This window comes from Synechococcus sp. O70.1 (genome assembly GCF_047462215.1).
Classification (GTDB): domain Bacteria; phylum Cyanobacteriota; class Cyanobacteriia; order Thermostichales; family Thermostichaceae; genus Thermostichus.
In genome coordinates this window covers 37,837-61,274 of record NZ_JANSIT010000014.1, presented here as the reverse complement: position 1 = coordinate 61,274, position 23,438 = coordinate 37,837, and the positions used below count along the sequence as shown (strand labels likewise).

The window sequence follows — 23,438 nt, the reverse complement described above, 5'->3', positions numbered from 1 at the left end:
CTCCTGGGGGGTGAAAGAAATGAAGGGGGGCAACAGCTGGAAAAGGAAGTGGGCGCCTTGGCTAGCTCTTGGGCTAGCGCTAGCCGTGTTAGCGTGGGGTGTGGTCGGCAGCAATGGAGGAGCGATGGCCAGTCCCGACAAAGGATCCCGAACGTTGACTGTAACCGGTCAGGGATCGGCTGCCGTGGAAACCTCAATTGCGGTGATCCGGCTGGGGGTAGTGATCCAAGGGGATACGGCCCAATCTGTCCAACAGCAGCTGGCTGAGCGTTCGGAGCGGCTGGTCAACCGCCTCAAAGAGCTGCAGGTAAGCGCCCTGCAAACCACCGGCATTTCCCTCTATCCCCAATACGACTACCAAAAGAGCCCGCCTCGCCTGACAGGGATCCAGGGGCAAAACAGCTTCCAATTTGAGGTGCCCATAGCCCGAGCAGGACAAGTGCTGGATGAAGCCGTGGCTGCTGGAGCCACCCAGGTGGAGTCGGTCAGCTTCCGAGCCAATGAGGCCGCCCTGTTGCAGGCACGCAGCCGCGCCCTAACCCAAGCTGTGGAAGATGCTCGACGCCAAGCCAGCGACGTGCTGGGGGCCTTGAACCTGAGCATCCGTTCCGTAGAACGCATCCAGATTCACAGCGACAGCTATGTCCAACCCCCGGTTCCTCTGGCAGGCATGGGTGGAGCGGAGTATGCCCGCCTCCAGGCAGCCACCACGCCAGTAGAAGGGGGACAGCAAACGGTGCGCGCCCAAGTGACTCTTGAGATCCGCTACTAGCCGTCAAAAAGCCCAGACTTGAATCCCTGGAGGAGTGGGGGTGGAAAGACGCATTTCGGGAAGCACGCAGTTGCTGGGCCTAGTTGGGGATCCGGTAGCCCATAGCCTCTCCCCGGCGATGCACAACGCCGCTTTGGCGGCCATGGGAGAAGACTACTGCTATGTGCCCTTTCCGGTGAGGGCAGAGCGCTTGGCGGTGGCGGTGGCAGGGCTTGCAGCCATCGGGGTGCGAGGGTTTAACGTAACGATTCCTCACAAGCAGGCCATTCTGCCTTTGCTTAGCCAGGTGGAAACGCGGGCGGCAGCGGTGGGAGCGGTGAACACCGTCTACGCCTTGCCCGAGGGAGGCTGGGGTGGCACCAACACCGACATCGACGGCTTTGTTCAACCTTTGCTGGGTTTAGAGAAAGGGATCCCTGTCCTAATCCTGGGATCTGGCGGGGCGGCGCGGGCGGCCATCCAGGGCTGTTTGGAGTTGGGGCTGGGGCCAGTGCGGGTGGCTGGGCGATCCCTTGAGAAGTTACAGGCCCTGCAGCAAACCTGGCCGCAGCTGGAGACGCTAAGCTGGGCCGAGCTGGATCGCCGCTTGCCCGAAACTCGCCTTGTGGTCAACACTACCCCCGTGGGCATGCAGAAGCCGGGCTCTGCTACTGAACTTTCCCCTCTTAGCTCGGAACAACTGGCCCTATTGCCTGCCGGCGCCGTTGTTTATGACCTCATCTATGTACCGGATCCCACGCCGCTGCTGCGCATGGCGGCTGAGCTGGGCCACACCCCCATCAGTGGTCTGGAGATGCTGGTTCACCAGGGGGCCAAAGCTCTCTCCCTCTGGCTGGGGGGCAAGCCTGTGCCGGTGGAGGTAATGCGGCAGGCAGCTCGACAGCAGTTGGCTAAGTACCGAATTGAGTCTTGACCCCAGAAGATGCGGAAGTCGGGGGATATCGAGTTCTGGCGGTGTTGTCCTTTGGCTTGGCTAGGCGGGAACAATTGCCTTTGGTTTGCCGATCTCTAGGGAGAGACGGGGCTAAGGCTTCTGTAGGATTAAGGGTGTTGGGGTTGCCAAGGCAGCAGTGGAAAAAACCCGGAATCCCCTGGCTGGCAGGTGTGCTTGGCGCCCTGATACTGCTGGGGCCCAGGAGTGCTGCCCAAGCCGAATTCCAGTGGCCAGGCCATTTCTCTTTCCCAGGGGGATCTCCCCTGGCTTTTCGGCTTGACGCCTACTGCCGCCAGCCACCGGAGGAAGTGGCGCGCAAGGCTCAACTGCGCCAGCGGGCTGCCCAGTCAGATGCGGCTTGGGCCGAATACACCCAAGTTTTAGCCGAACATCGCGCTGCCTTGCTCGCCTGCCGCAGCCGCCGTTGGCCGCAAGTCCAGGCCATTTGGGTGCGCCTGCATCCTTGTGATGCCAATCCGGGCGTGCTGGATCAGGTGTTCGACCAAGTGGTGAACCTAGGCTACAACCGCGTCTTTATCGAGACCCTGCACGACGGCCGCTCCATCTTGCCGGATGGGGCAGGAGGGATCTGGCCCAGCCTGCAGCCCAATGCCGATTTGCTGGACTTGGCTCTCAAGGCGGCGCGACGGCGAGGGCTTTCGGCTTATGCGTGGGTGTCTTCCCTCAATTTCGGCTACAGCTACGGTCAGCGCCCGGATCGCCAGTCCGTCTTGGCCCGCAACGGTCGTGGCCTTGCTACCCTCTTGGATCCGGCAGCAGCCCTCCCCGAAGATTTGGGTAGCCCCGATGAAGTGTTTGTGGATCCCTTTCACCCCCTGGCGCGACGGGATCTTGCCGAGCTCATCCGCCGGATCTTGCAGCGGCAGCCGGACGGAATCCTCTTCGACTACATTCGCTATCCCCGCGGCTCGGGGGCCTCAAGCCTAGCCACTAACGTTCGGGATCTGTGGATCCACGGGGAGGGGGCCCGACAGGCCTACCTGGACTTGGCAGAAAACCCAGCGGGGCGAGCCTTGCTGGAGCGTTACCTACGTCAGGGCTACATTACTGTAGCGGATGTTCTCCGCCTGGATGCCACCTATTCCGAAGAGCCGAGGTGGCGTCGGCCAGGGGATCCCAGGCCCAGCGCGACTGAGGAATGGGTATTTTCTCCAGAGCTACCGACCTGGGTTGCCCGGAGCACAGCAAGCAAGAATTGGCAGGGAGAGCAGCATTCCACCCCTGCCCATTCAGGGAAGAGCAACTTGGCTCCCACTCCTTCTCCCACGCCCACCCCTCCTGCCGCCGTTCGCCAAGTACGCTGGCAGCAGCAGCTCTGGGAGCTCAGCGTTGAGTTCGCTCGCCAGGGGGTGCTCGATTACCTTCGACAAGCTGCCCAGCTCGTCTGGAAAAGGGGAATTCCAAGCGGGGCTGTCTTTTTCCCCGATGGCAACCTGAAGGTAGGAGAGGGGTTTGATGCTCGCCTCCAGCCTTGGGATCGCTTTGATCCAAACATGGAATGGCACCCCATGGCCTATGCCAAGTGCGAGGACAGCTCTTGTGTGGTCAAGCAAGTGGAGCGAGTTTTGGCTGTAGCTTCTCCCCAAACCTTTGTTTGTCCCGCTATTGCTGGGCTGTGGGGACAAGCGCAGCGAAACCGCCCCAGTCTAGAAACTCAGATGGCAGCCCTGGCCCGCCGCTTCCCGCAGTTGTCCTGTGTGAGTCACTTTTCCCTCTCCTGGATTGAACCGGAGCTGGAGCGCAAACGTCGCACTTGCCAGCTTTGAGGCCAGCCAAAATACAGGGCACTTATCGAGGGAGGGCCGTGGAGAGATCGCTATGACCCTTGGATCCCAGGATCACCAGACTTCACCAACTGCTGCAAACTACTTAGGATCTGGGCCTCAACAGCAGCGTCGTAGAGCCGCATCGTCAGACGAGGCAGCCGCAGTGAAGCGGTAATCCGGCCTGCGGGTAGATCTAGCCACACCAGTTGCCCTTGAAAACAACGGCAAGTACCGCCCATTTCCTTGGCCAGTTTCTCCACCTCAGGCCAGGTCAAGCAACGCGGCAGCAGCAAATCTGTCGCCCAGCCAGCCCCACACTCCCGCCGCTTGAGGACGCGCACTTGCATAGAGTCCTACACCCGCAAGGACTCCGTCTCGCTGACGCGAGCGGCGTAGAACTCGCACCAAGGATCTCCTTTCTCTCTGGCCTTGGTCTCCTTGCCGTGAAAAAGCCCACCCCGCTGGAAGAGGCGGTTGTAGAAGACTTGATCCAGAACCGGTTTCTGCCGGATGTTGCCGTTGTAGACCAAGTTCATCATGCCCGGCACCGCTCCTTGAGCAAAGTAGCAGGCAGGCTCGTCTGCCTGGGGGTAGGAAGCCAAAAAGTAGTTGGCTTCGTAGTTGCCATCGATCGCCACCCGACAAGACTGTCCGCTCACCACCTCTAAGGCCTGCCAGCGCCCCCAGCCTAAGCTACTGGCTACCGCATAGGCACCATGGATCCAGTCGGTATCCTTCTCTAGCATTGGCCCCACAAGGGTTTCCCACTCCACGGATTCCATAACGTTGCCAAAGGTGTAGAATACGCAGACGTGTCCCGACTCCCGGATGAGATCTTCTCCCACCCCCAGTAGCTCAGCTCGCACCGCCTTCAGCTCCTCCAAAAAGCGGTACTGAATGCGGTTGTAATAGTTAGCAGGCATGCGAGTGAGCAACACGTTAAAGGCGCGAATCTGGCCTCGCTCATCTCCAACCAAGGGCAGGCTCCACAGGGCCTCGTTTACTGCGTCGTAGTCCACTGCTGTAACCGGCTTTGGCAACTGGGCTGGCTTCTCAATCACCTTGCCCATTCCTGGGCTAGGAGTTAGAGACTGGGGCCGTGGCAGCCGAGTGGCTTGGATCAAGCAGCGATCCTTGCGCGTAACGGCCATGCACTCTGTTTCCTCCGCCGTGTAGCTGCCTAGCTCGCCAAAGGTGGCATCCAAAGCCGCTGCCACATAGCCCACTGCCACGTGGTCGATAGGACGGGTGCGGCTGACCTGTTCCCCGTACTTGCTCAGCCAGCCTTCTGCATAGTGGGAATGGGTAAGTTGCACTTCCCCACCCGAAGCTGTCACGTCAAACTCCAGCCGCCCAAACCCCAAAAAGCTGAAGATCTGAGCCGCCACTGCCAAGCGCTCTTGGGCACTCTGAACACCGAGAGTCCCGAAAGCTCCCCGCAGAAGACTGTAGAAAATCTCCTGAGCTGCCCTACGCAGGATCCCTACGCCATCGATCCATTCGGGATCCTCAATGGTTTGCTGCAGGAAGAGGTTGTAGTGGTGACAGTGAAAGATGACCGGCTCCCCAAACAGAGAGATTAGCTTGCGGTCGCGGTCGAGATGGAGATGTTCAAACATGGGCAAGTGAGTTGAGATAAGACCCATAGGCACGGCAACTGCCCTTAGCCAAAGCTCGCCGGCTATTCTCGACTACTCAGGCCTGTATGGCAATAGGCAAGCGCTCTCTGCCCAAAAGAGCGGCCACCGCTTTATAGAGAGTGCGCAGCTCCTGCCGGCTCAAGTTGCCTTTTTCCAGGCGAATGCGGTCTATGCCTGTTTTCAAAGATAGGCGCAGAGCCACAAAGTTGGGATCTGGAGCGTAGCGCTTGGCGTAGTCCATTAAGGCCTGGGCCGCAGACACAACGCTGTCCTGCACAGGGGGCAACAGGGGCTTGCCGTCAATCAGGATAGCCTTGATGCGCTCGCTGATGCTCTTGAGATCTGTAGTGGCTTTTGTGAGGAACAAAACAAAGTAGGGGCTTTCGGGGAAAGACTTTATTATCACCCGCAGCCGCGGCGAGCCTGCCATGAGGTAGTCCGCTTCCTCCTTGGGGCTAACTATGCGGCAAATGCGGTTATTGGCCTGGAGTAGGTCGCTAGCGTAGGCGCCCAAAAATTCTAGCTCTTTCTCCTCCTGGGCATCGCTAGCGTAGATGACTTTGGCTACTACAGCTCCATCAGTAGCCCTTCCTATCAAGGCAGCAACGACGCCTGGAAGCCCCGCAATGTGCTGCTCGATGACGCTACTAAGAGTTCGAATAGCCATTGCAGCTGAGTCCTTCCTAGAAGTACGGGGAATAATCTAAGTATATACACAGTCTACCCTACCCAACTGTTGCACTTTGTTGTTAAGTGTTTCCAGGGAAGTCTTCTGGCCGGCTTAGCTCCAGGGATCCCAATTTTCATGGAATTTGCCTTCCAGGATGGCCTGGCGCATTTTCTGCATGTAGCGCACTAGCTCAGTGATGTTGTGGATAGAAAGCAGAGTGTAGCCCAGGAGCTCCCCTGCGCGGATGAGGTGACACAGGTAGGCGCGGCTAAAGTGGCGGCAGGTGTAGCAGGGACAGTCGGGATCAATGGGATCTAGGCTGCGGCGGTGTTCGGCATTCTTGATGTTCCAGCGTTTGCCCCGGCTGATTACCGTACCATGGCGAGCATAACGGGTGGGGATCACGCAGTCAAACAAATCCACTCCAGCAGCCACTGCGGCCCGTATCTCAGCATAGGTGCCCACCCCCATAAGGTAGCGAGGGCGATCTGCCGGCAGTAGAGGAGCTACCTGCCGCACCACGGCGTGCATCAGCTCCACTGGCTCTCCTACACTCACCCCGCCAATGGCATACCCCGGCAGATCCAACCGACAGACCTCTTCCACCGCCTGGTGGCGCAGCTCTGGGTAAACCCCTCCCTGGACAATGCCAAACAAGGCTTGATCTGAACGGCGATGGGCCTCTACACAGCGCTTCAGCCACTGATTGGTTCGCCGCACCGCTGCAGCTACCGCTTCTGGACTAGCAGGGTAGGGGGGACACTCATCAAAAGCCATGATGATGTCCGCGCCCAAGGCATTTTGGATTTGAATGGCAAGCTCAGGGGTAAAGCGAACCAGACGCCCGTCGTAGGGGGAGCGGAAGGTCACCCCTTCCTCGTCAATTTTGCGAATGGCGCTGAGGCTGAAGACCTGGAAACCCCCCGAGTCGGTGAGGATGGGGCCCGGCCAGCCCATAAAGTGGTGTAGCCCCCCTGCTTCTTGGATGATGCTCTCGCCAGGCTGCAGGTGGAGGTGGTAGGTGTTGCAGAGAAGGATGGGGGCACCGGTTTCCTTAAGCTGGGCAGGGGTGAGGGTCTTCACGTTGGCCAGAGTTCCCACCGGCATGAAGCAAGGGGTGGGAATTTCGCCGTGGGGGGTGATGAAATATCCCGCCCGCGCCTGTGTGTTGGGGCAGGTGCCCTCGCAAACAAACGTAAAAGCTGCCAAAGTTAGCGCTCTGGATCCATTGCGTGCGCAGCCGAGCTTAGCATAAGAGTAGGATCCCTTTGCAGAACCTGCCTCTGCCCTTGACAGGGATCCTCTTTCTTGGGCAGACTTATAGATCGCTGCGGAACTGGCGGAATGGTAGACGCGCTAGATTCAGGTTCTAGTGGCAGCAATGCCATCGGGGTTCAAGTCCCCGGTTCCGCATCTAAGTACAGCTAAGATCTCTGGCTTCACCTCTACTTCCTCTTACAGAGTCAGCTTCTTTTCAATTTGAGCCAGCTTAATACGGGCAAGGGCCAGGTTTCCTTTCTCTCGATCCAGGGCCAGATAGAAAAACAAGCCAGGTATATTCCTGAGTAGATACATCAGGTGGTACTGAGTCTCCAGAATGATAAGTATCTCTTCAATTCTGTCAGTGAATCCAAGGGACTCCGCAGCTCGCATCTTAGCGCGGATCACCTCTGTGTTTCCGGCAACAGCCAGCTCTAGATTAGCTTCGGGAAAGGTAGGGCTGTTGGTACCCTTGTATCCCAGGCACATCCCGGTTTTCCAATCCCCCAGTGCTACCCCCAAGGCACCATCAATGCTCAAGGCCTCTACCAGGCTATCTTGGAGCTTTTGCATAGCTAAAGCTATACTCCTTTTGCCGAGCTTGTGGTATCATGCTAGGCCCTTTGTTAAAAAGTTTCAACCTGAAGTTCCCATACGAACGATAGGAAATAGCCTGGTCATCCTAACTAACACCATAGGTTGGAGTTTATTGTATCAATCTTCCCTGGCTTTGACACCAGTACGAATGTCGAGACTGAGATCCGACCAGCTTTTTTCTCTTCTGCCTACAGCGGATCTGGATAGGTCAGGTCTGGGCCTGTAATTTCGCCTCGTCTGACGGAGCTGCTGAGCAGGGCGAGAATGCAGACAGCTCATCCAGCAGGAAGCGGGCTTGGAGAGCGGATCCCTGTAGCTTCCGGTGGAGAGGCTTGGAAGTTATGCTGGGGTTACCTCTTTTACCTTGAGACTATCGACCTCCGAGATCGGTGGATCGGGATCCCTTCCTGGCCTATGCCCAAAGCCCCCCTCCCTCCCAACGAAAAAGAGCGGCTGGCTGCCCTGCGGCAGTATCAGATTCTCAATACGGCACCTGAAACTGCCTTTGACGAGATCGTCCGCCTTGCCGCCTACATCTGCGGCACGCCCATTGCTCTGGTCAGCCTTATCGACGAACACCGCCAGTGGTTTAAAGCCAAATTCGGCGTCGATGTGCAGGAGACTCCCCGGGATGTGGCTTTCTGCGCCCACGCCATCTTGTCGCCTAAAGAGCCGCTGGTGGTGCCCGATGCCACTCAGGATCCCCGCTTTGCCGACAACCCTTTTGTTACCCAAGAGCCCCACATCCGCTTCTATGCTGGCATCCCTTTGGTAACTCCAGAAGGGCAAGCCTTAGGCACGCTTTGCGTTGTCGATTATCAGCCTCGGCAGCTTAGCCCGGAGCAATTGGAGCAGCTCAAGGCTCTGGCCCATCAGGTAGTAGCTCAGTTGGAGCTGCGCCGTAGCTTGAGGGAACTGGCTCGGACGCCTTTGCTGCCTAAGTCGGGGGATACTAAACCTGCCCGCAAAAACCGCTTTCTCCTCAAAGTTACCGCCGGTTTTGGCCTAGCTGCCTTGCTTTTGGGCGGGATCACCTACTCAGCTCAGCGGAATGCCTCTCAACTGCCGCAACTGACAAGCCGAGTGGCCCACACTCTGAAAGCAATCCAAAGCTTGGAGGGATTGTTGGCGGAAATCTGCGCCGCCGAGGCCGGTCAATATGGTTATCTTCTGACCAATAATCCTCGCTATCTCAGTGAGTACCAAGCCATCCCTGAAGCCACCTCCACCCATCTGCGCTTGTTGAAAGAGCTCACTGCTGACAACCCCCTGCAGCAAGAGCGCCTGAAGCGCCTAGAGCTGCTGCTGGAGCAACGGCTGAGGGTTTTCCAGGATTTGATCCGGCTGAGGGAGCAAGAGGGGCTACCTGCCGTTCAGGAAGCTCTAGGAAGCAGCGAAGGGCCAAGGTTAACGGAGCAAATTGTCGAGTTGATTCGGGTGCTGCAGCAGGAGGAGAATCGCCTTCTGGAGCAACGCAATCAGGAACTGCAGTTAACCTGGGTGAGAACCAATCTTGTTGCCCTGGGGGGGCTGATTTTCACTTACCTGGTTCTGAGCGCCGTTTACTTCCTCATCCGCCGGGAGACTGCCGAGCGAGAAGAGGCAGAACGATCCCTCAAGCAAGAGCGAGATTTTACCAACGCGGTTATCGATACGGCAGGGGCGCTGGTGGTGGTCATGGATCCAGAAGGGCGTATCCTGCGCTTCAACCGCGCTGCTGAGCAACTCTCTGGCTACTCGCTGGCGGAAGTCAGGGGCCGGCTACTGTGGGAGGTGGGTTTGATCCCAGCGGAGGATTTGCCTGGTGTAAAGCAGGCTTTTGAACAGCTCAGGGGCAATCCCTCCCTATTCTTGAACCGCCATGAAAACTTCTGGCGCACCAAGCAAGGGGCACTGCGGCTGATTGACTGGACCAATACCGCCTTAATCGGTGCCAACGGTGAGGCAGAGTTTCTCATGAGCACTGGCATCGACATCACCGACCGCAAGCTGGCGGAGCTGGCCTTGAAAGAAAGCGAAGAGCGCTACCGGGATCTCTTTGAAAATGCTAGCGACCTCATCCAGAGCGTGGATGCCGAAGGGCGCTTTTTGTATGTCAACCGCGCCTGGAAAGAAACCCTGGGCTACGACGAAACTCAAATCCAGCAAATGAGGGTTTTCGACATCATCCACCCCGACTATCGGCAACACTGCCAGGCTCTTTTCCAGAAGCTTCTAGCAGGGGAGAAACTGGAGAGGGTAGAGACAGCTTTCCTCACGGCCAGCGGTGAAACCGTTTGGGTGGAGGGCAATGTCAACTGCCGCTTTGAAGATGGGGTAATGGTGGCTACGCGAGGCATCTTCCGCAACATTACCGAGCAGAAGAAAGCGGCAGAAGAATTGGAGCGGCAAAACCGCCGGGCTCAGTTGCTAGCCAATCTCAGCTTGAAGATCCGCGAATCTTTGGATATCGCCGAGATCCTAGAGACGGCGGTAACAGAAATCCAAGCCCTGCTCAAAGCCGACCGAGTCTTGGTCTACCGCTTCCAGCCGGATGGATCCGGGATCATCTGCAGCGAGAAAACCCAGCCGGGGATCCCCTCCTTGATGGGAGAGGTGATCGAGGATCCCTGTTTTCAGGAAAAGTACGCCCAGCTCTACAGCCAGGGCCGCGTTCGCGCCGTCAGCAACGTGGAGACCGAAGGGCTGGAGCCCTGTTACCTGGAGCTGCTGCGAAAAATGCAGGTCAAGGCCAACCTGGTGGTGCCCCTATTGATGGAGCAGCGGCTGTGGGGGCTGTTGCTGGCTCACCAGTGCTCGGCACCCCGCCAGTGGCAGCCGTTTGAGATTGAGCTGTTGGCGCAACTGGCCAACCAAATCGGCATTGCCCTCACCCAAGCAGCCCTTTTGGAGCGGGAGAGAAAGCGCAGCCTCGAGCTAGAACAAGCCCGCAAAGCGGCAGAGCAAGCTGCCCAGGCCAAGAGCAGCTTCTTGGCCACCATGAGCCACGAGATCCGCACCCCCATGAACGCGGTGTTGGGGATGACGGGCCTGCTGCTGGAGACCCCCCTCAATGCAGAACAGCGGGATTTTGTGGAGACTATCCGCGTCAGTGGCGACGCGCTGCTGACTCTCATCAACGACATCCTGGACTTCTCCAAATTGGAGGCCGGGGAAATGGAGCTGGAGATCCTGGATTTTGATCTCCGCTCGTGTCTAGAAGAGGTGGCGGATCTGTTTGCTTCCACTGCCCACGCCAAGGGCCTGGAGCTGGCAGTGCTCATGCCGCCGGAAGTGCCGCGCTATCTGCGGGGGGATGCGTCGCGCCTGCGGCAAATCCTCAACAATTTGGTAAGCAATGCCATTAAGTTTACCCATCAAGGGGAGGTGGTCATCCAGGCCGAGCTGATGCAGGAAACAACCACCCACGTCCAGCTCCGGCTTTCGGTAAGGGATACAGGGATCGGGATCCCCAAGGAGGCCCAAGCCAAGCTGTTTCAGCCCTTTACCCAAGTGGATGCCTCCACCACCCGCAAGTACGGGGGCACAGGACTTGGCCTGGCCATTTGCAAGCAACTGACAGAGCTGATGGGGGGCAAGATTTTCCTAGAGAGCGAGGAGGGCCGCGGCAGCACCTTCAGCGTCGAGCTGACTCTGGAGCGGCAGCCCTATGCCCAGCAGCTTTCCCAGCCTGCTGTTCGCATCCCGGTGGATTTGCAGGGCAAGCGGCTGTTGGTGGTGGACGACAACGCCACCAATCGCAAGATCCTGCGCTGCCAGGCCACGGCTTGGGGAATGGTGGTGGAAGAGGCCGAAAATGCCTATCAGGCTATGGACAAACTGCGCCAAGCCGTTCGGGAAGGCAGACCCTTCCCCCTGGCCGTTTTGGATATGCAAATGCCGGAGGTGGATGGGGAGACCTTGGGCCGCTGGATCAAGGCAGATCCGCAACTGGCCGAGACGCAACTGGTGATGATGACTTCACTGGGACTGGGGGAGCACTCCCGCCGCGCCACCGAGATTGGCTTTGCCGCCTACTTGGTTAAGCCGGTAAAACAAAGCCGCCTGCAGGAAGCGCTGGTCATGGCGCTGGGCAAATCCTCTGGCCTGGCCACTTCGCTGCTATCCATGAGCACTGCCGCTTCCCAAAGTGCGCCCTCACCCGGCCGTCCCCAGCAATCCCTGCGCATCCTGCTAGCAGAAGACAACCCCGTCAACCAGAAGGTGGCCCTGCGCCAGCTCCAGAGCTTGGGCTACTTGGCGGATGTGGTGGCCAACGGCCAAGAAGTGTTGGATCTGCTGGAGCAAGTCAAGTACGACCTCGTTTTCATGGATTGCCAAATGCCAGTAATGGATGGCTACGAGGCCACGCGCCGTCTGCGCCAGCGAGAGCAGGGATCTGGCCACCACACCGTGGTGATTGCCCTCACGGCCAACGCTATGCACGAGGATCGGGAGCGCTGCCTGCAAGCAGGGATGGACGACTATCTCAGTAAGCCGGTGCTAAAGGAGGATTTGGAGAGAGTGATCAACTACTGGAGCCGCCAGATCGCCTCCTCCGCACTAGGAGCAGCCAATGGGCCTACCTCCGAGGTGGCTTCGCCCGCTCCGCCTTCTCCTAAGGGTGCCAGCGGCAACTCTGATCCCACGCTGCCCTATCCCATCGACTCGGCTTACTTGGAGCGGGTTACGGCGGGCGACAGCCAGTTTCAGCGGGAGCTGCTGCAGGTGTTCGTCCAGGATTGCCAGAACCTGTTGCCGCAGCTGCGCCAAGCCGTTGCAGCGGGTAATGCTGAAGACTTGAGGAAAATTGCCCACCGCCTCAAGGGAGCCAGCGCCAACGTGGGGGCCCATGCCTTTTCTCAAGCAGCCCGCGAGCTCGAGCACCTGGGGGTGCAACTGGCCCAGCAGGGATCCCTGGACAGTGCTGCACCAGAATGGGCCAGGGCTTCCCAGGGCCTAGAGGAGCTGGAGCGCATCCTAGCCGACATTTGCCAGTACTTGCAGAATTTGTAGGGGGTAGAGCCTTAGCAAAGCAAAAGCTCGGCTGCCAGCCGAGCAGAAAGGGTCTGTGCCAGGGCTTGGGATTACATCAGGCCGATTTGAGAGAGGATCCCTTGGCCCGTGAGCAGCTCGGTCAAAACGCCAATTACAAAGCCCAACATCGCCAGACGGCCATTCCATTTTTCGGCAAAGGGCGTAAAGCCAAACTTAGCTTCTTGGTTTTCCATGGCTGCAACTCCATCAGTAGGTGACATTTCCAATGTGGCTCAGATATTAAAAAGTGTCAAGTTTTGTGTCGAGAGCTAACAAGCCGCAGGCAGTGGATCCCTAGCTGCTTTTGACGGCAGTCCAGACAGCGTCAACCAGACGTAGCTGCTCCTGCGACAGCACTTTGAGGTACTTTAGCCTGGCAAAGGTCGCCTCATCGGGGTATATGGCTGGGTTTTGGCGATCCCGGGGGTTGATCCTGGGTAGGGCAGCAGCGTTGGGGGTGGCAAAGCGGTTGTAGTTGCTCAGTTGGGCGCCAATTTCCGGCTCCAGAATGAAGTTGATGAAGCGGTTGGCCAGCTCCGGGTTAGGAGCTTTGGCAGGGATAGCCATCACGTCAAGCCAAATGTGGGCGCCCTCGCGGGGGACAAAGTAGCCAATGTTGGGATTTTCTTCGGCAGCTTGCAGGGCATCGCCGCTGTAGACAACCGCCACATTGGCTGTCCCGGAGACCAGTTGATTTTTGCCGCCCACCCCGCCAATGAGACCGGCGCTGCGGCGTTTGGCTTGAATCAACAGCTCCTGAATCTGCTGCAGCTCTGCGGGAACGGTAGTACTGGGGTCAAAGCCCAGGTAGAAGGCGGCAGCCGCAAGCATAGAGCGCATCTCGTCGATCATCACAAAGGGGCCGTACTGCTGCTTAGGATCAAAGATCAGCCCCCAGGAACGCTCAAAGTTTTCCGGCAGGCGGTCTTTGCGGTAGCCAATGCCGGTGGTGCCCCACTGGTAGGGAACGGTGTAGGTGTTTTCTGGGTCAAAGGGCAAGCCGACAAACTTCTCGTCCAGGTTGCGGAGATTGGGAATGAGGTTTTTGTTGAGAGGCTGCAGCAGGCCCAGCTCCACCATGTTGGGCACAACGTAGTCGGTGGGCACGACAATGTCGTACTGGCTGACGCCGCCCCCCCGCAGCTTGGCAATCATGTCCTCGTTGGACTCGTACACACTCACCACTACGCGGCTGTTAGTGGCTTTCTCAAAGGCCGTGAGAATGGCTGGGTCAATGTATTCCGACCAGATGTAGAGTTGGAGGGTTGGTTTTCGGGCAGCAGTTCCTAAGCGCCAAAAGAAAAGCAGGGCCAGTAGACAGCAGAGCAAAGCAACGGCCGTGGCAATTCTCTTTTTCATGGGCATTTTCAAACCTAGTGGAGCTGGACGTCGCCCTTACACCTAGCCATGGATCTGGAGCGATCCTGTCCAGCCAATCGCGGTTCAAATCCCTGCTCTAGCCTACCACCTGGACTTCCCCGTTGCTGTTCTCCCCAACCAAGAAGAGCAACTGATATAGCCGCTGCTGCTCGGCAGGGTTACAGTAACGCTGTTGCTGCGTGGGCCAATCTTGGAGAGCCAGCTTCTGTTGTTCCTGCAGCCAGTTCTGCAAGCTTGAGTCGGCAGGTAGCTGGGCCTGTAGAACTTGCAAGTCGTTAAAGCGGCCCAACTGTTCCTGCAGACGCTTGAGGGCCTTCACCCAGCTTTGGAGGGTCTCTCCGTAGAAGGGGGCAAAAAACTCTAGCTGGTAGCGCAGGCGTTTGGTGGCTTTGCGCAGGTCATGCAGTTGTTCAGCCTGAGCTTCGGTTTCGGGGAAGGCCGGGATCCGCCAACCCGGCTGCAGGAACCACGCCGCTACTAGCGGCGCCAAAAGATGGGGCAAGCTCTCCTGCACAGGAAGCTGGGCCGCAGGCCGGTAGCGAGGAGAAATCAGCCACTCTTCGCAAGCAGCCTGGAACTTCAGGAAGTCCTCCTCTGCCAAAATGCGGCGGGAGTGTTTCTCGGCTTGAGCTTGGCGCCGCTGCAGCTTTTCCTTCAGCTCCTCTAGCTCCGCCTGCTGGTCTGCCGGGATCCCTTGCCAACAGGGTTCGTGGAGGATTTCTAGCAACACGTCCAGATCCCGCTGCGGGCCCAGCGTCTTGATCAACTTTCGCAAACGTTTGGGCCTGAGCGGCTTGGGCAGGCGCAGGGATCCCTGAAACACTTCCGCCCAGGTGCCGATGCGGCGCAAGCTCACCCGGATCTGATGAAGGGATTCTGCCGCCTCCGGGTGGTGCTTGAGCACTCTCCCCACATGCTTCTGCAGCCGCTGCCATTGCTGGCTCAGCAGTTGGTGGGCCAAAGCAGCTAGCGGGGGCAAGCTTGAAGACGAGAGCAAGAGTGACTCCGAGGACTCCGCCTTGCCGAGGCTCTCAGTTTTCGATTCAGCAGCAATGATGTCCACCGCAAGTCTCTTCTACCCACGACAACCACTCCAAAGAGCGGCAAGCCCCCCTGCCCTAGCCTACCCAGGCTAGCTTGAGCCGCCCCCTGCTCCCCCCTTTTTAACCAAATCTTAACCTTTCGTCTAGGGCCTTGGGACTGCTGCCGGCAGGCGAGGCTGGACCACCGACCAGATGCGGGCAGCCACCTCCAAGGGGGATCCCTCGGCGTCAATGCGGACAATCCGCTGCGGCTCGGCGGCAGCCAGCGTCTGGAAGCCCTGGTGGACGCGGCGGTGAAACTCCAGGCGCTCCTGTTCGAGCCTGTCGGCAAGCCCAGACCTAGCTAGCCCCACCTCAGGCGGGAGATCCAGCCATAGGGTGAGATGCGGCTGCAGACCGCCAGTGGCCAAGTGGTTAAGCTGGCGAACCTGCTGCAAATCCAGCCCCCGTCCGTAGCCCTGGTAGGCCAGGGTGGAATCGGTAAAGCGGTCGCAAACCACCACCTGGCCGGCTGCCAAAGCCGGAAGAATACACTTTTGCACATGCTCAGCCCGGTCTGCCGCGTACAGAAACAACTCAGCCAGCGGCGTCAGGGGATCCCCATGCAACAAGATCTCCCGCAGCGCCCGGCCTAGCGCTGTCCCTCCCGGCTCGCGGGTACACAGACAGGGATAGCCCGCCTGGCAAAGCTGCTGCGCAAGCAGGGCCTGCTGGGTAGTTTTACCTACCCCCTCCCCACCTTCTAGAGTGATGAACACTTCCCCATCCCTGGCCGAAGGACTAGCGCAGCTCAAGCTGTGGCTGCAAGTCAAAGGAGTGGCCTGGCACCATCACGTACACATCGGGGATGTTGGTGGGCTGCAGGTTTTGCAGGGCCAGCCCTTCGAGGTTGGAACGCAAGGCGTTGTTGATAGTGGTTTCCAGTTGGGATAAAACCTGCGCCTCGTCGCCTTGGGCAGCCAAGCCGGGAAACTGGCTGTAGAGGGCGCGGGCCAAGCTGCTGGCCAAGGGAAGCTGGATGAGGGTGAGGTTGGATCCCCCCAGTTGGGGGCCTAGAGTGTTCGCCCGTCCGCGGATGCCCAAGGCCTGCAGGGCATTGGCCGTTTGGCTGACGGGAATGGTGCAGGTATCCACTTTGTAGATGGGCACCGAGGCCACGGTGAGGGCAGAGACACTGGTGAGTTGGACCACGGTAAAGGAGGCGGTGCCGTTGTAGGCAAAGCAAAAATCCCGAAAAGCCGCCGGCACATTGGCAGCGCGAATGGGGCGCTCATCGTCAAAGCCGCCCGACTCGGCAAAGATGTTGCGGATGGCAAACCCTCCGAAAAAAGCCAGCAGGGCCACCACCAGCAAAGCCGTCAGATCCGAGGAGGAGATCCCCCCTGAAGATCTGCCGCTGCGGCCTCCCCCTCCATATCCTCCTCTTCCCCCGTAGCTGGAGGTGGAGCCATAGTCACCCCTGTAGGAGCCGGCATAGGCGGAAGAGCGGGCGGATCCCTCAAAGCCCCGGTTGCTAGAGACAAGGCGCCGGGGAACCAAGGCTTGTCCAGCAGAGCTGGGCCGAGAGGACGCCGTCCCCCTAATGCGATCAGCAGCCCGCGAAGATCCAGCAGCAGCTTCTCGGCCTGGGGTGGCCCTCTCTTTAGCCTCCTCCGCTGGCAGCGCGCGCCTGGCAAGAGGAGCGGCGGAGGCCTTCCCGTCGTTCTGGGCCTCTTCATCCTCCAGCCAGTCTTCCGCACTTTCCTCAGAGGGGCCAGGACCTTCCTCCGGCAGGGGAGGTGGGGAACGCCGGCCTTGGGACTCCGAGCTGCTGGGAGCAGAGGCATTCCCTTGGCCGCTAGCAGCCGTTGCGTCTGGAAAATGGTTTGGATCGCGCTCCTCAGAGAAGGTCATTTTTCAGGCTCCCAACGCAAGACTGGCACTCCCATCTTCCTAGACCGAGTTAGACTTGCAGCTCTTTCTCCAAGCTAGCCTAGACGGCGCTCCAGGGTAAGCAACTGCTCCTTGAGAGCCCTCAGGGCCTGGCCGCGGTGGCTGACGGCTTCTTTTTGCGTTGGGCTCATCTCAGCAAAAGTCAGCCCCACCTCTGGCACCCAGAAGAGCGGGTCGTAGCCAAACCCCCCCTCTCCCCGGGGCTGGGTCAAGATTTCTCCGTGGCAGAGACCCTCTACCAATGCCTGCACCTGGCCCTGGGGATCCACTACAGCGATGGCGCAGTGGAAGGTAGCTTGGCGGTTGGAGATCCCTTCCATCTCCCGCAGCAGTCGCTGAATGCGGGCGGCATCGTCAGGGGCATAGCGGGCCGAATGAACCCCAGGGGCACCCCCCAGGGCTGCCACCGCCAGGCCAGAGTCATCGGCAATGGCCCACTCCCCCAGAGCCGTTGCTACGGCCTTGGCTTTGAGAAGGGCATTTTCGACAAACGTGCTGCCGCTTTCCTCCACTTCTATCGCTGCCGGCAGGGGACGCAACTCCCACCGGGGAGCATGGGCCTGGAAAAAGGCGTGGAACTCCCGCCATTTACCGGGGTTGCTGCTGGCCAGAACTAGGGAACGGGGCATGGGGAGTGAAACTCATCTGGCTCCGCTATCTTAGCCGAGCGCTTGGCTGCAATCTGCAGGGCTACCCTCTCTGGCCGTTAAGCCCGCGCTCTTCAGTGGATCTCCAAAAGCATGTTGTGCAAGGCTGTGTTGATGACGAGGGTAGATCCCCACCGTTCTACCTTTCCCCCATCCCAGTGCATGTGGCCGCAGATGTAGTAGCGCGGCTGGAGCAGATCCAAAAGGGGACGCAGAGTGGGCATGCGGCGGTGGTACCACTTGCCCCCTTCGTCCAACAAGCCCCGCGGCGGCGCGTGGCTAAGCAGCAGGTCAATGCGATGCGGCAGTTGGCTGTAAAGGGCAAGTAGCTCTTGCAGGTGACTGCGGGTAAGCGTCCAGCTCCAGCCGCAGGGAGGCGTCCAGGGCACTGCCAGCACCTGCAGCCCTAGCCACTCAAAGCAACAGGACTGGGTAATGGCCCGTCCCCAATTGCCGGCAAAGGCATCCAACACCGCGGCGGCTGGGTCATGGTTGCCGGGCAGAAAGAGCCAGGGCTTGCCTAGCCCGTCCACTGCCGCCAGGAAAGACTGCAGCTGGGCTACCTCGGCTGGGGCTGCCGGATGAAAGCCTTGGGTGGCGTTGCGGGAGGGCTTGCCGGCCTTGGAGCAGAAATCGCCGCAGTTGATGTAGCCATCCACCTGCGGCAGATAAGCCAGGGCCTGCCGGATCAGCCGGTCGTTGCCGTGGTAGTCAGAGCCAAGCAGCAGTTTAAGCCCCATAGCGCAGCAGCGGCGTTGGGGATCCCTGAAGCAGAGCGGCCACCTGCTCCCAGGAGCTGCGGTACCAGGCCCGTTGGGCCTCCAGCTCTTCTTCCAGGGATCCCGTTGGACCAAACTCAGGGCAAGCATGCCCCAACGAACGCAGGCCCGCCACCAGAAGCGCTGGCGACAGCCACCACCGCTGGCCTAGGCGCAACAGATCCACCTGGGGATAGGTTTGCAGGTAGTGGCGCAGTTGCCGTTGTAGGGTGGCCGCGGAGGGTAGGGGCACGGTCTGCTGATGCACGGCAATGAGCGGCGCTTCGCCAGAAAGGCAGTGGAGCAGCCACTTGAGGTGCTCCAAAGAGGGGGGCCAGCTCCACAGCCACAATTGGTCGTAGCGGCGGCCCGCCTGGGGGCGGTCGTAGTCAAGAGTCAGCGGAGAGCGCCGCTCAGGTGCCAGAACCAAGGTGGGACGGCGAAAGCCGTAGAAGAGGATGGTTCCCTGCGCCTGGGGCAGGAGGTCAGAAAAGCGGTCCACAACCTGCCACCGCAGCGGTCGGATGAGAGGCGGAGCAGGGCGGTAGAGAAGAAGGGGGGAGAGATCCCTTCTCTGTTGGGAGGGGGAGGATTTTCCGGGACTAGCCGCTTGGGCAGGCCGGATCCCGAGAATTTCCAGCTCTAGTTGGGTCTCGTCTTCCCACCGCTTGGCTTTGAGGGTGTAGGCAACATCAATCCGCTCGGGCAGGGGATAGGCTGCGGCCCCTCGCCAGACAGTGGCCCAGAGGGGACGGCGGCGGGCCCTGGCTCCCAGGGGAGAGCGGCAAGACTCAGGGGGATCCTGCAGCAGCAGCTTCAAGTGACTGGGGGCATTCTCGGCTGAGGAAACACCGCCCACAGCCCCAGGTCGGGGGCCAAATCGCTGCTGTTGCAACACCTGCAGGTTGCGGCTACAGAAGACTGGCTCCGGGTTGCCGATACCGCAGGGCTGGAGGCGCTGCAACTCTTGATAGAGGTCAAGAGTGAGGTCAGCTAGCGCCACCTCCAGGTCAATCTGCACCAGGGGCCGGATTTGTTCTGGCTGCAGGCGCTGTTGGGCCAATTGCCGCAGCCGCTTTTCCAAAAGGGGCCAGTTCTCTGCTTTTAGGCTAAAGCCGCCGGCGGCTGGGTGGCCGCCATGCTTAGTAAACAGATCTTTGCAGAACTCCAGGGCCTGGAACACGTCGAACTCCGGGATCCCCTGCCGCGCCGAGCCAGTAATCTCCCCCTGGCGCGACTGGCTGCCGATAAATACTGGACAGCCAAAGCGCTCCGCCAGCCGCGCGGCCACCAGGCCAATGACCCCTTTGTGCCAGCGCTGCTGGGGGGTTCCCAAAAGGATTAACACCCGCTCCTGCGGCGGATCCCAGTCTCGTTGGGCAATCTGCTCCAAAGCCTCGGCCTCGATGCGGCTGCACATCTCCTGCCGCACCTGGTTGAGGCGTTCACAGCGGCGGGCAAGTTTCTCCGCCTGCTGGGGATCGTCGGTGGTCAGCAGTTGAATCCCCATTGCCGGTCGGCCAATTCGCCCAATGGCGTTGATGCGGGGCCCCAGGCCAAACCCTACCCACTCTGGCCGCAGCTCCTCCGGGGATCCCGTCATTCCCATCACCGCCAAGAGGGCGCGGATCCCGGCCACCTGGGAAGTGGGCAAAAGGGCTAGCCCCTGCTGCACCCAGAGGCGGTTTACCCCTGTCAGAGGGGCCAAATCGGCAATGGTGCCCACTGTACACAGCTCCAGCGCCACTCGCCCTAGCCGTTCATCGCCGCGGCGCTCCGCCAAGGCCTGGGCCAGTAGGTAGGCCACCCCCACCCCGGCCATTCCCCGGTAGGGAGACGACTCTGGGAGCTGCTTGGGGTTGAGGATGGCGTCGGCAGGGGGCAATTGGGAGGGCAGATCGTGGTGATCGGTCACGATCACCGCCAGCCCCAGCTCTTTGGCTAGACGGATGGGCTCGTGGGCAGCAATGCCGTTGTCTACGGTGAGGATAAGGCGCACCCCTTCGCGGTGCAGCTCCTGGACTATGCGGCTGTTGAGACCATAGCCCTCCGTAAGGCGGCTGGGAATGCGGTAAACCACCGGCGTGCCCCGCAGCGCCCGCAGCAGCAGGGCTGTGCTGGTCATGCCGTCGGCATCGTAGTCGCCGCAGATGGCGATGGGCTCCTGCCGGCGCAGGGCTTTCTCCAACAGCTCTACCGCCAGGGGCAGGTCGGCGAAGTCCCGGCTGGGCGGCGGCAGGCAAGAGGGATCCGGCTGCAGGTAGTGGCGAACCTCGGCAGGGCTGCGGAGGCCGCGGTTGAGCAGGATCTGAGCCAGCAGCGGCGAAATCCCCACCGCCTCCGCCAACTGGCGCGCCCTTGGCTGATCCTCAGGCTGGAGTAGCCAGCGCTGCTCGAGGATTGCCGCCATCGCCGGAGGAGATGACAATGCTACAGTTAGCCTAGAGATCCTCCTTGAGCTTACTCCAAAACGCTACTCCGCTGGCTTGCGATGTACTCTCTCCTACTTACCTACAGCCTCAACCCCCTGAGGGGACTGAAGCTGCTGGTTCGATCCTCTGAGCAGGCGTCCCTGGGGAGTTTGGCGCGTCAGCTCTGGAGATCCCGGCAAGGGGGGCCGCGTCTTCAGATTGCGCTAGGCCGCCTGGTGCCCGAGCAAACCAAGCCCCTTTCCCCCTGGGAGGTGCTGCTGCGCTCGCAGTTTTTCATCGCCCTTGAAGCTACCTGGCCGGATCCCTCTCTGCCAGCTCTTCCCTCTGGCCAGGGATCCGCCATTCAGCTTGCCCGCTACACGGAAGGCTCCCAACCCTACAAGACTGAGATTATTCGCTTTTCCCTAGGAGGATCCCCTGCCCCTGCTGCCCCGCGTCGCTACAGCTACCGTCGCCGTCGCTTCTAGGGAGTGCAGGCAGCAAGCGTTGCCAAATCCTCCTCACTATACTGGAGGTAGACCTCATTGCGCTTCTCCTGTGAACGCTGGGCTGCGCCACTGCCGCCAAAGGAGAGACCAACAGTGGGCTAGGTGGGGGGGAGAGACTAGTCTCTTGCCTAGCAGGGCTTGGCCAAGGCTGACAATGGCGGCTTGGTGGGGCAGCTCTCTGGTGGCTAGTCTCCTTGCCTTGCCGCCTGCCTTTGCCCTCATCCGTTACCAAGTCCATGTCCTGGCTGAGCGACCAGAAGCCTTAGCTCAGGTGCGCAGGCAGGTGCCGGATGCCTATTTTGTGCAGGGGGATGGCCAGGTCTTCATTCTGGCGGGAACGTTTGTCAACCGCAGCCACGCCCAACGCCGCCAGGCCGAGTTGGAACAGCTAGGGCTGCCCGTGCGGGTGGTGAGCCGCCAAGACAAGGATCCACCCCTGCCGCCGGCCTTGCTTGCCCCGCCAACGGCTCCCCCTTTCGACCCGCAGCGGCCTTTTGCCACCCAAGTGCCCAACCCCAGCAGAGATCCACGGCTGGAGGAGCGGGTGCGCCGCTTCTTTCCCCAGGCTATAGAGGTGCGTTACCGCGGCCAGCCTGCCCTACAGACGGGGACTTTCTCTCGCCTATCACTGGCGCAGGAACAGGCCCGTTGGCTGACTGCTCAGGGCTTGCCGGCAGTGGTCGTGTCGCTGGCAGAAGAGAATGCCGCTTCACCACCGCCTGCCCAAGGGGAACGCTATTGGGTGTTGGTGGCCGATCCCAGCGGCGAAAAATTGGCTGCTTTGGAGCAACTGCTGCCGGGATCCCTGCCCCTAATCTACGACAGCCGGCGGGTTGTGCGCACCGGCGGCTTTGCCGATCTGGCAACGGCCAGCGAGCAAGTGCGTTACCTAGCTAGCCACGGCTACGAGGCAGGGATCTTTCCCGCTGACCTGCGCCGCTCCCAACCTATCCTGGTTCGGGACTCTCCTCCCTCCTTGCCTGAAGCTAGCTCGGCCGGGTTTTGGGTGGTGGTTCAGGCTGGCGAAGAGGCGCTGCCCAAGGTGCGGCAGTTTGCGCCCGATGCCTTTGTGCGCGGCTCAGTGATTCAGGTGGGCACCTACCGGCAGCGGGCCAATGCCGAACGAGCGCGGCGCAGCCTAGCCGAGGCGGGGTTTGATGCCCGCATTTTGCCGGTGAAGTAAATGCTCCCCCTTCAGGCCTGCCGTGCCGTGAGAGGGAGACAGGGGTGGAGTCCTAGCGAGCCTGCTTGGCCTGTTGCAGCGTCTGCTCAAACACTTCCAAAGGCTGAGCCCCCGAGAAGGCAATGCCGTTCAAGATGAAATGGGGGGTACCGCTGATGCCCAGTTGAGAGGCCAGATCCATGTCTCGCTGTACAGCCCGCTCTGCCGACCGGCTGCGCCGATCCCGATTGAACTTCTCCACGTTCAAGCCCAGCTTTTGGGCTGTAGCTACGTAAAACTCCTCCCCTAGCTGGGACTGGTTGGCAAACAGCTCGTCGTGGAACTCCCAAAACTTGCCCTGGCGGTGAGCAGCCCAAGCGGCGCGCGCTGCCGCCATCGCCTCAGGGTGAATGCTGGTCAAGGGTAGGTGCTTGTACACCAAGGTTACCTCGTCCCCATGTCTAGCCATGAACTCCTTCAGAGTCTGATGGGCACGGGCACAGAAGGGACACTGAAAGTCGGAAAACTCCACCAAAACTAGCCGCAAGGACTCGGAGCCGGTTCTGGGGGAATCGCCAATGACAGCGCGGGGGTTCTGCCGCAACTGCCGGCCAAACTCTTCTGCTAGCTTCTGCTGTTGCCGCTGCTGCTCTTCATACTGCCGCTGCTGGTACTCCTGCACGGCCTCCAGGATCACCTGCGGATTCTTGCGGATGATCTCCAGCACCTGCTTCTCCAGGTCTGCCGGAGCTGCAAAGACAACAGGTGCCGTGCCGCTCATTCCCAGCCAAACTAGGAGCATGCCGAGCAGGCCGAGCTTGGCCAGCCCTTGTCCCCACCTGCCAAAAGCCCTCGCCAGACTTCCCATCCCAACTCCCCCTCGAGTACAAGCTTTTATTAGGCTAAGCCCAGGCAGCAGC

At 60.0% G+C, this 23,438-nt stretch carries 20 protein-coding genes and 1 tRNA gene; 7 read left to right on the top strand and 14 right to left on the bottom strand.

The features are described from left to right. The first annotated feature begins 124 nt into the window (after positions 1–124). The 3 genes from NW833_RS08965 to NW833_RS08955 all read left to right on the top strand — a co-directional run bounded on the left by NW833_RS08965 (position 125) and on the right by NW833_RS08955 (position 3,493). Positions 125–772, top strand: a complete 648-nt coding sequence (locus NW833_RS08965; protein WP_414412246.1) for an SIMPL domain-containing protein — start codon at positions 125–127, stop codon at positions 770–772. A 40-nt stretch (positions 773–812) separates the two neighbouring features. Then, entirely contained in the window at positions 813–1,685 is an 873-nt protein-coding gene (locus NW833_RS08960; protein ID WP_414412245.1) for a shikimate dehydrogenase, read from the top strand. Positions 1,686–1,876: 191 nt separating this feature from the next. Then, positions 1,877–3,493 (top strand): hypothetical protein, encoded by a 1,617-nt coding sequence (locus tag NW833_RS08955; protein WP_414412244.1) that lies wholly within the window; start codon positions 1,877–1,879, stop codon positions 3,491–3,493. Between the two features lie 50 nt (positions 3,494–3,543). On the opposite strand, the gene NW833_RS08950 is transcribed toward NW833_RS08955, so the two are convergent. The 4 genes from NW833_RS08950 to tgt all read right to left on the bottom strand — a co-directional run bounded on the left by NW833_RS08950 (position 3,544) and on the right by tgt (position 7,012). Next, entirely contained in the window at positions 3,544–3,840 is a 297-nt protein-coding gene (locus NW833_RS08950; protein ID WP_414412243.1) for a hypothetical protein, read from the bottom strand. Between the two features lie 6 nt (positions 3,841–3,846). Beyond that, the gene (locus tag NW833_RS08945) at positions 3,847–5,139 is read right to left on the bottom strand and encodes a hypothetical protein (RefSeq protein WP_414412242.1); all 1,293 of its coding nucleotides are present in this window, start codon (positions 5,137–5,139) and stop codon (positions 3,847–3,849) included. Positions 5,140–5,188: 49 nt separating this feature from the next. Then, positions 5,189–5,800 carry a hypothetical protein gene (locus tag NW833_RS08940; protein ID WP_414412241.1) on the bottom strand — a complete coding sequence of 204 codons (612 nt, stop codon included), beginning with the start codon at positions 5,798–5,800 and terminating at the stop codon, positions 5,189–5,191. 114 nt (positions 5,801–5,914) lie between these two features. Then, the gene (gene tgt / locus NW833_RS08935; protein WP_414412240.1) at positions 5,915–7,012 is read right to left on the bottom strand and encodes a tRNA guanosine(34) transglycosylase Tgt; all 1,098 of its coding nucleotides are present in this window, start codon (positions 7,010–7,012) and stop codon (positions 5,915–5,917) included. A 121-nt stretch (positions 7,013–7,133) separates the two neighbouring features. Here tgt and NW833_RS08930 point away from each other — a divergent pair. Further along, positions 7,134–7,216 (top strand) — tRNA-Leu (locus NW833_RS08930). 42 nt (positions 7,217–7,258) lie between these two features. Here the strand turns inward: NW833_RS08930 and NW833_RS08925 are convergent. Further along, positions 7,259–7,636, bottom strand: a complete 378-nt coding sequence (locus NW833_RS08925; protein WP_414412239.1) for a hypothetical protein — start codon at positions 7,634–7,636, stop codon at positions 7,259–7,261. Positions 7,637–8,074: 438 nt separating this feature from the next. On the opposite strand from NW833_RS08925, the gene NW833_RS08920 reads away from it, so the two are divergent. Beyond that, positions 8,075–12,655, top strand: coding sequence for a PAS domain S-box protein (locus NW833_RS08920; protein ID WP_414412238.1), 4,581 nt, complete (start codon positions 8,075–8,077; stop codon positions 12,653–12,655). A 71-nt stretch (positions 12,656–12,726) separates the two neighbouring features. Here NW833_RS08920 and NW833_RS08915 read toward each other — a convergent pair whose 3' ends face one another. The 8 genes from NW833_RS08915 to recJ all read right to left on the bottom strand — a co-directional run bounded on the left by NW833_RS08915 (position 12,727) and on the right by recJ (position 20,846). Continuing rightward, a complete protein-coding gene (locus NW833_RS08915; RefSeq protein WP_414346668.1) occupies positions 12,727–12,870 on the bottom strand; it encodes a high light inducible protein in 144 nt (47 codons plus the stop codon). 100 nt (positions 12,871–12,970) lie between these two features. Continuing rightward, positions 12,971–14,035, bottom strand: coding sequence for a spermidine/putrescine ABC transporter substrate-binding protein (locus tag NW833_RS08910; RefSeq protein WP_414412237.1), 1,065 nt, complete (start codon positions 14,033–14,035; stop codon positions 12,971–12,973). Positions 14,036–14,132: 97 nt separating this feature from the next. Next, entirely contained in the window at positions 14,133–15,119 is a 987-nt protein-coding gene (locus NW833_RS08905) for a CHAD domain-containing protein (RefSeq protein ID WP_414412236.1), read from the bottom strand. Positions 15,120–15,242: 123 nt separating this feature from the next. Next, a complete protein-coding gene (gene tmk / locus NW833_RS08900) occupies positions 15,243–15,857 on the bottom strand; it encodes a dTMP kinase (protein WP_414412235.1) in 615 nt (204 codons plus the stop codon). A 22-nt stretch (positions 15,858–15,879) separates the two neighbouring features. Next, positions 15,880–16,992 (bottom strand): hypothetical protein, encoded by a 1,113-nt coding sequence (locus NW833_RS08895; protein WP_414412234.1) that lies wholly within the window; start codon positions 16,990–16,992, stop codon positions 15,880–15,882. A 74-nt stretch (positions 16,993–17,066) separates the two neighbouring features. After that, positions 17,067–17,660, bottom strand: a complete 594-nt coding sequence (rdgB, locus tag NW833_RS08890; protein WP_414412233.1) for an RdgB/HAM1 family non-canonical purine NTP pyrophosphatase — start codon at positions 17,658–17,660, stop codon at positions 17,067–17,069. Positions 17,661–17,752: 92 nt separating this feature from the next. After that, on the bottom strand, positions 17,753–18,418 hold the full coding sequence (locus NW833_RS08885) for a metallophosphoesterase family protein (protein WP_414411076.1): 666 nt from the start codon (positions 18,416–18,418) through the stop codon (positions 17,753–17,755). After that, positions 18,408–20,846, bottom strand: a complete 2,439-nt coding sequence (recJ, locus tag NW833_RS08880; protein ID WP_414412232.1) for a single-stranded-DNA-specific exonuclease RecJ — start codon at positions 20,844–20,846, stop codon at positions 18,408–18,410. The genes NW833_RS08885 and recJ overlap by 11 nt, the downstream gene beginning before the upstream one ends. A gap of 81 nt (positions 20,847–20,927) precedes the next feature. On the opposite strand from recJ, the gene NW833_RS08875 reads away from it, so the two are divergent. Together NW833_RS08875 and NW833_RS08870 are read left to right on the top strand one after the other, a co-directional pair. Further along, positions 20,928–21,335 (top strand): hypothetical protein, encoded by a 408-nt coding sequence (locus tag NW833_RS08875; protein ID WP_414412231.1) that lies wholly within the window; start codon positions 20,928–20,930, stop codon positions 21,333–21,335. A 202-nt stretch (positions 21,336–21,537) separates the two neighbouring features. Beyond that, complete coding sequence (locus NW833_RS08870) at positions 21,538–22,539, top strand: SPOR domain-containing protein (protein WP_414412230.1); 1,002 nt, start codon at positions 21,538–21,540, stop codon at positions 22,537–22,539. A 52-nt stretch (positions 22,540–22,591) separates the two neighbouring features. On the opposite strand, the gene NW833_RS08865 is transcribed toward NW833_RS08870, so the two are convergent. Continuing rightward, positions 22,592–23,386, bottom strand: a complete 795-nt coding sequence (locus NW833_RS08865; protein ID WP_414412229.1) for a DsbA family protein — start codon at positions 23,384–23,386, stop codon at positions 22,592–22,594. Positions 23,387–23,438: the final 52 nt, after the last annotated feature.

What these genes read in the sequence shown, in the direction of transcription:
- NW833_RS08895 (WP_414412234.1), bottom strand. Translation starts at nt 16,992, where the DNA reads ATGACCTTCTCTGAGGAGCGCGATCCAAACCATTTTCCAGACGCAACG.
- NW833_RS08885 (WP_414411076.1), bottom strand. Translation starts at nt 18,418, where the DNA reads ATGGGGCTTAAACTGCTGCTTGGCTCTGACTACCACGGCAACGACCGG.
- NW833_RS08945 (WP_414412242.1), bottom strand. Translation starts at nt 5,139, where the DNA reads ATGGGTCTTATCTCAACTCACTTGCCCATGTTTGAACATCTCCATCTC.
- NW833_RS08875 (WP_414412231.1), top strand. Translation starts at nt 20,928, where the DNA reads ATGTACTCTCTCCTACTTACCTACAGCCTCAACCCCCTGAGGGGACTG.
- NW833_RS08865 (WP_414412229.1), bottom strand. Translation starts at nt 23,386, where the DNA reads ATGGGAAGTCTGGCGAGGGCTTTTGGCAGGTGGGGACAAGGGCTGGCC.
- NW833_RS08925 (WP_414412239.1), bottom strand. Translation starts at nt 7,636, where the DNA reads ATGCAAAAGCTCCAAGATAGCCTGGTAGAGGCCTTGAGCATTGATGGT.
- NW833_RS08950 (WP_414412243.1), bottom strand. Translation starts at nt 3,840, where the DNA reads ATGCAAGTGCGCGTCCTCAAGCGGCGGGAGTGTGGGGCTGGCTGGGCG.
- recJ (WP_414412232.1), bottom strand. Translation starts at nt 20,846, where the DNA reads ATGGCGGCAATCCTCGAGCAGCGCTGGCTACTCCAGCCTGAGGATCAG.
- NW833_RS08940 (WP_414412241.1), bottom strand. Translation starts at nt 5,800, where the DNA reads ATGGCTATTCGAACTCTTAGTAGCGTCATCGAGCAGCACATTGCGGGG.
- NW833_RS08910 (WP_414412237.1), bottom strand. Translation starts at nt 14,035, where the DNA reads ATGAAAAAGAGAATTGCCACGGCCGTTGCTTTGCTCTGCTGTCTACTG.
- rdgB (WP_414412233.1), bottom strand. Translation starts at nt 17,660, where the DNA reads ATGCCCCGTTCCCTAGTTCTGGCCAGCAGCAACCCCGGTAAATGGCGG.
- NW833_RS08915 (WP_414346668.1), bottom strand. Translation starts at nt 12,870, where the DNA reads ATGGAAAACCAAGAAGCTAAGTTTGGCTTTACGCCCTTTGCCGAAAAA.
- NW833_RS08920 (WP_414412238.1), top strand. Translation starts at nt 8,075, where the DNA reads ATGCCCAAAGCCCCCCTCCCTCCCAACGAAAAAGAGCGGCTGGCTGCC.
- NW833_RS08965 (WP_414412246.1), top strand. Translation starts at nt 125, where the DNA reads ATGGCCAGTCCCGACAAAGGATCCCGAACGTTGACTGTAACCGGTCAG.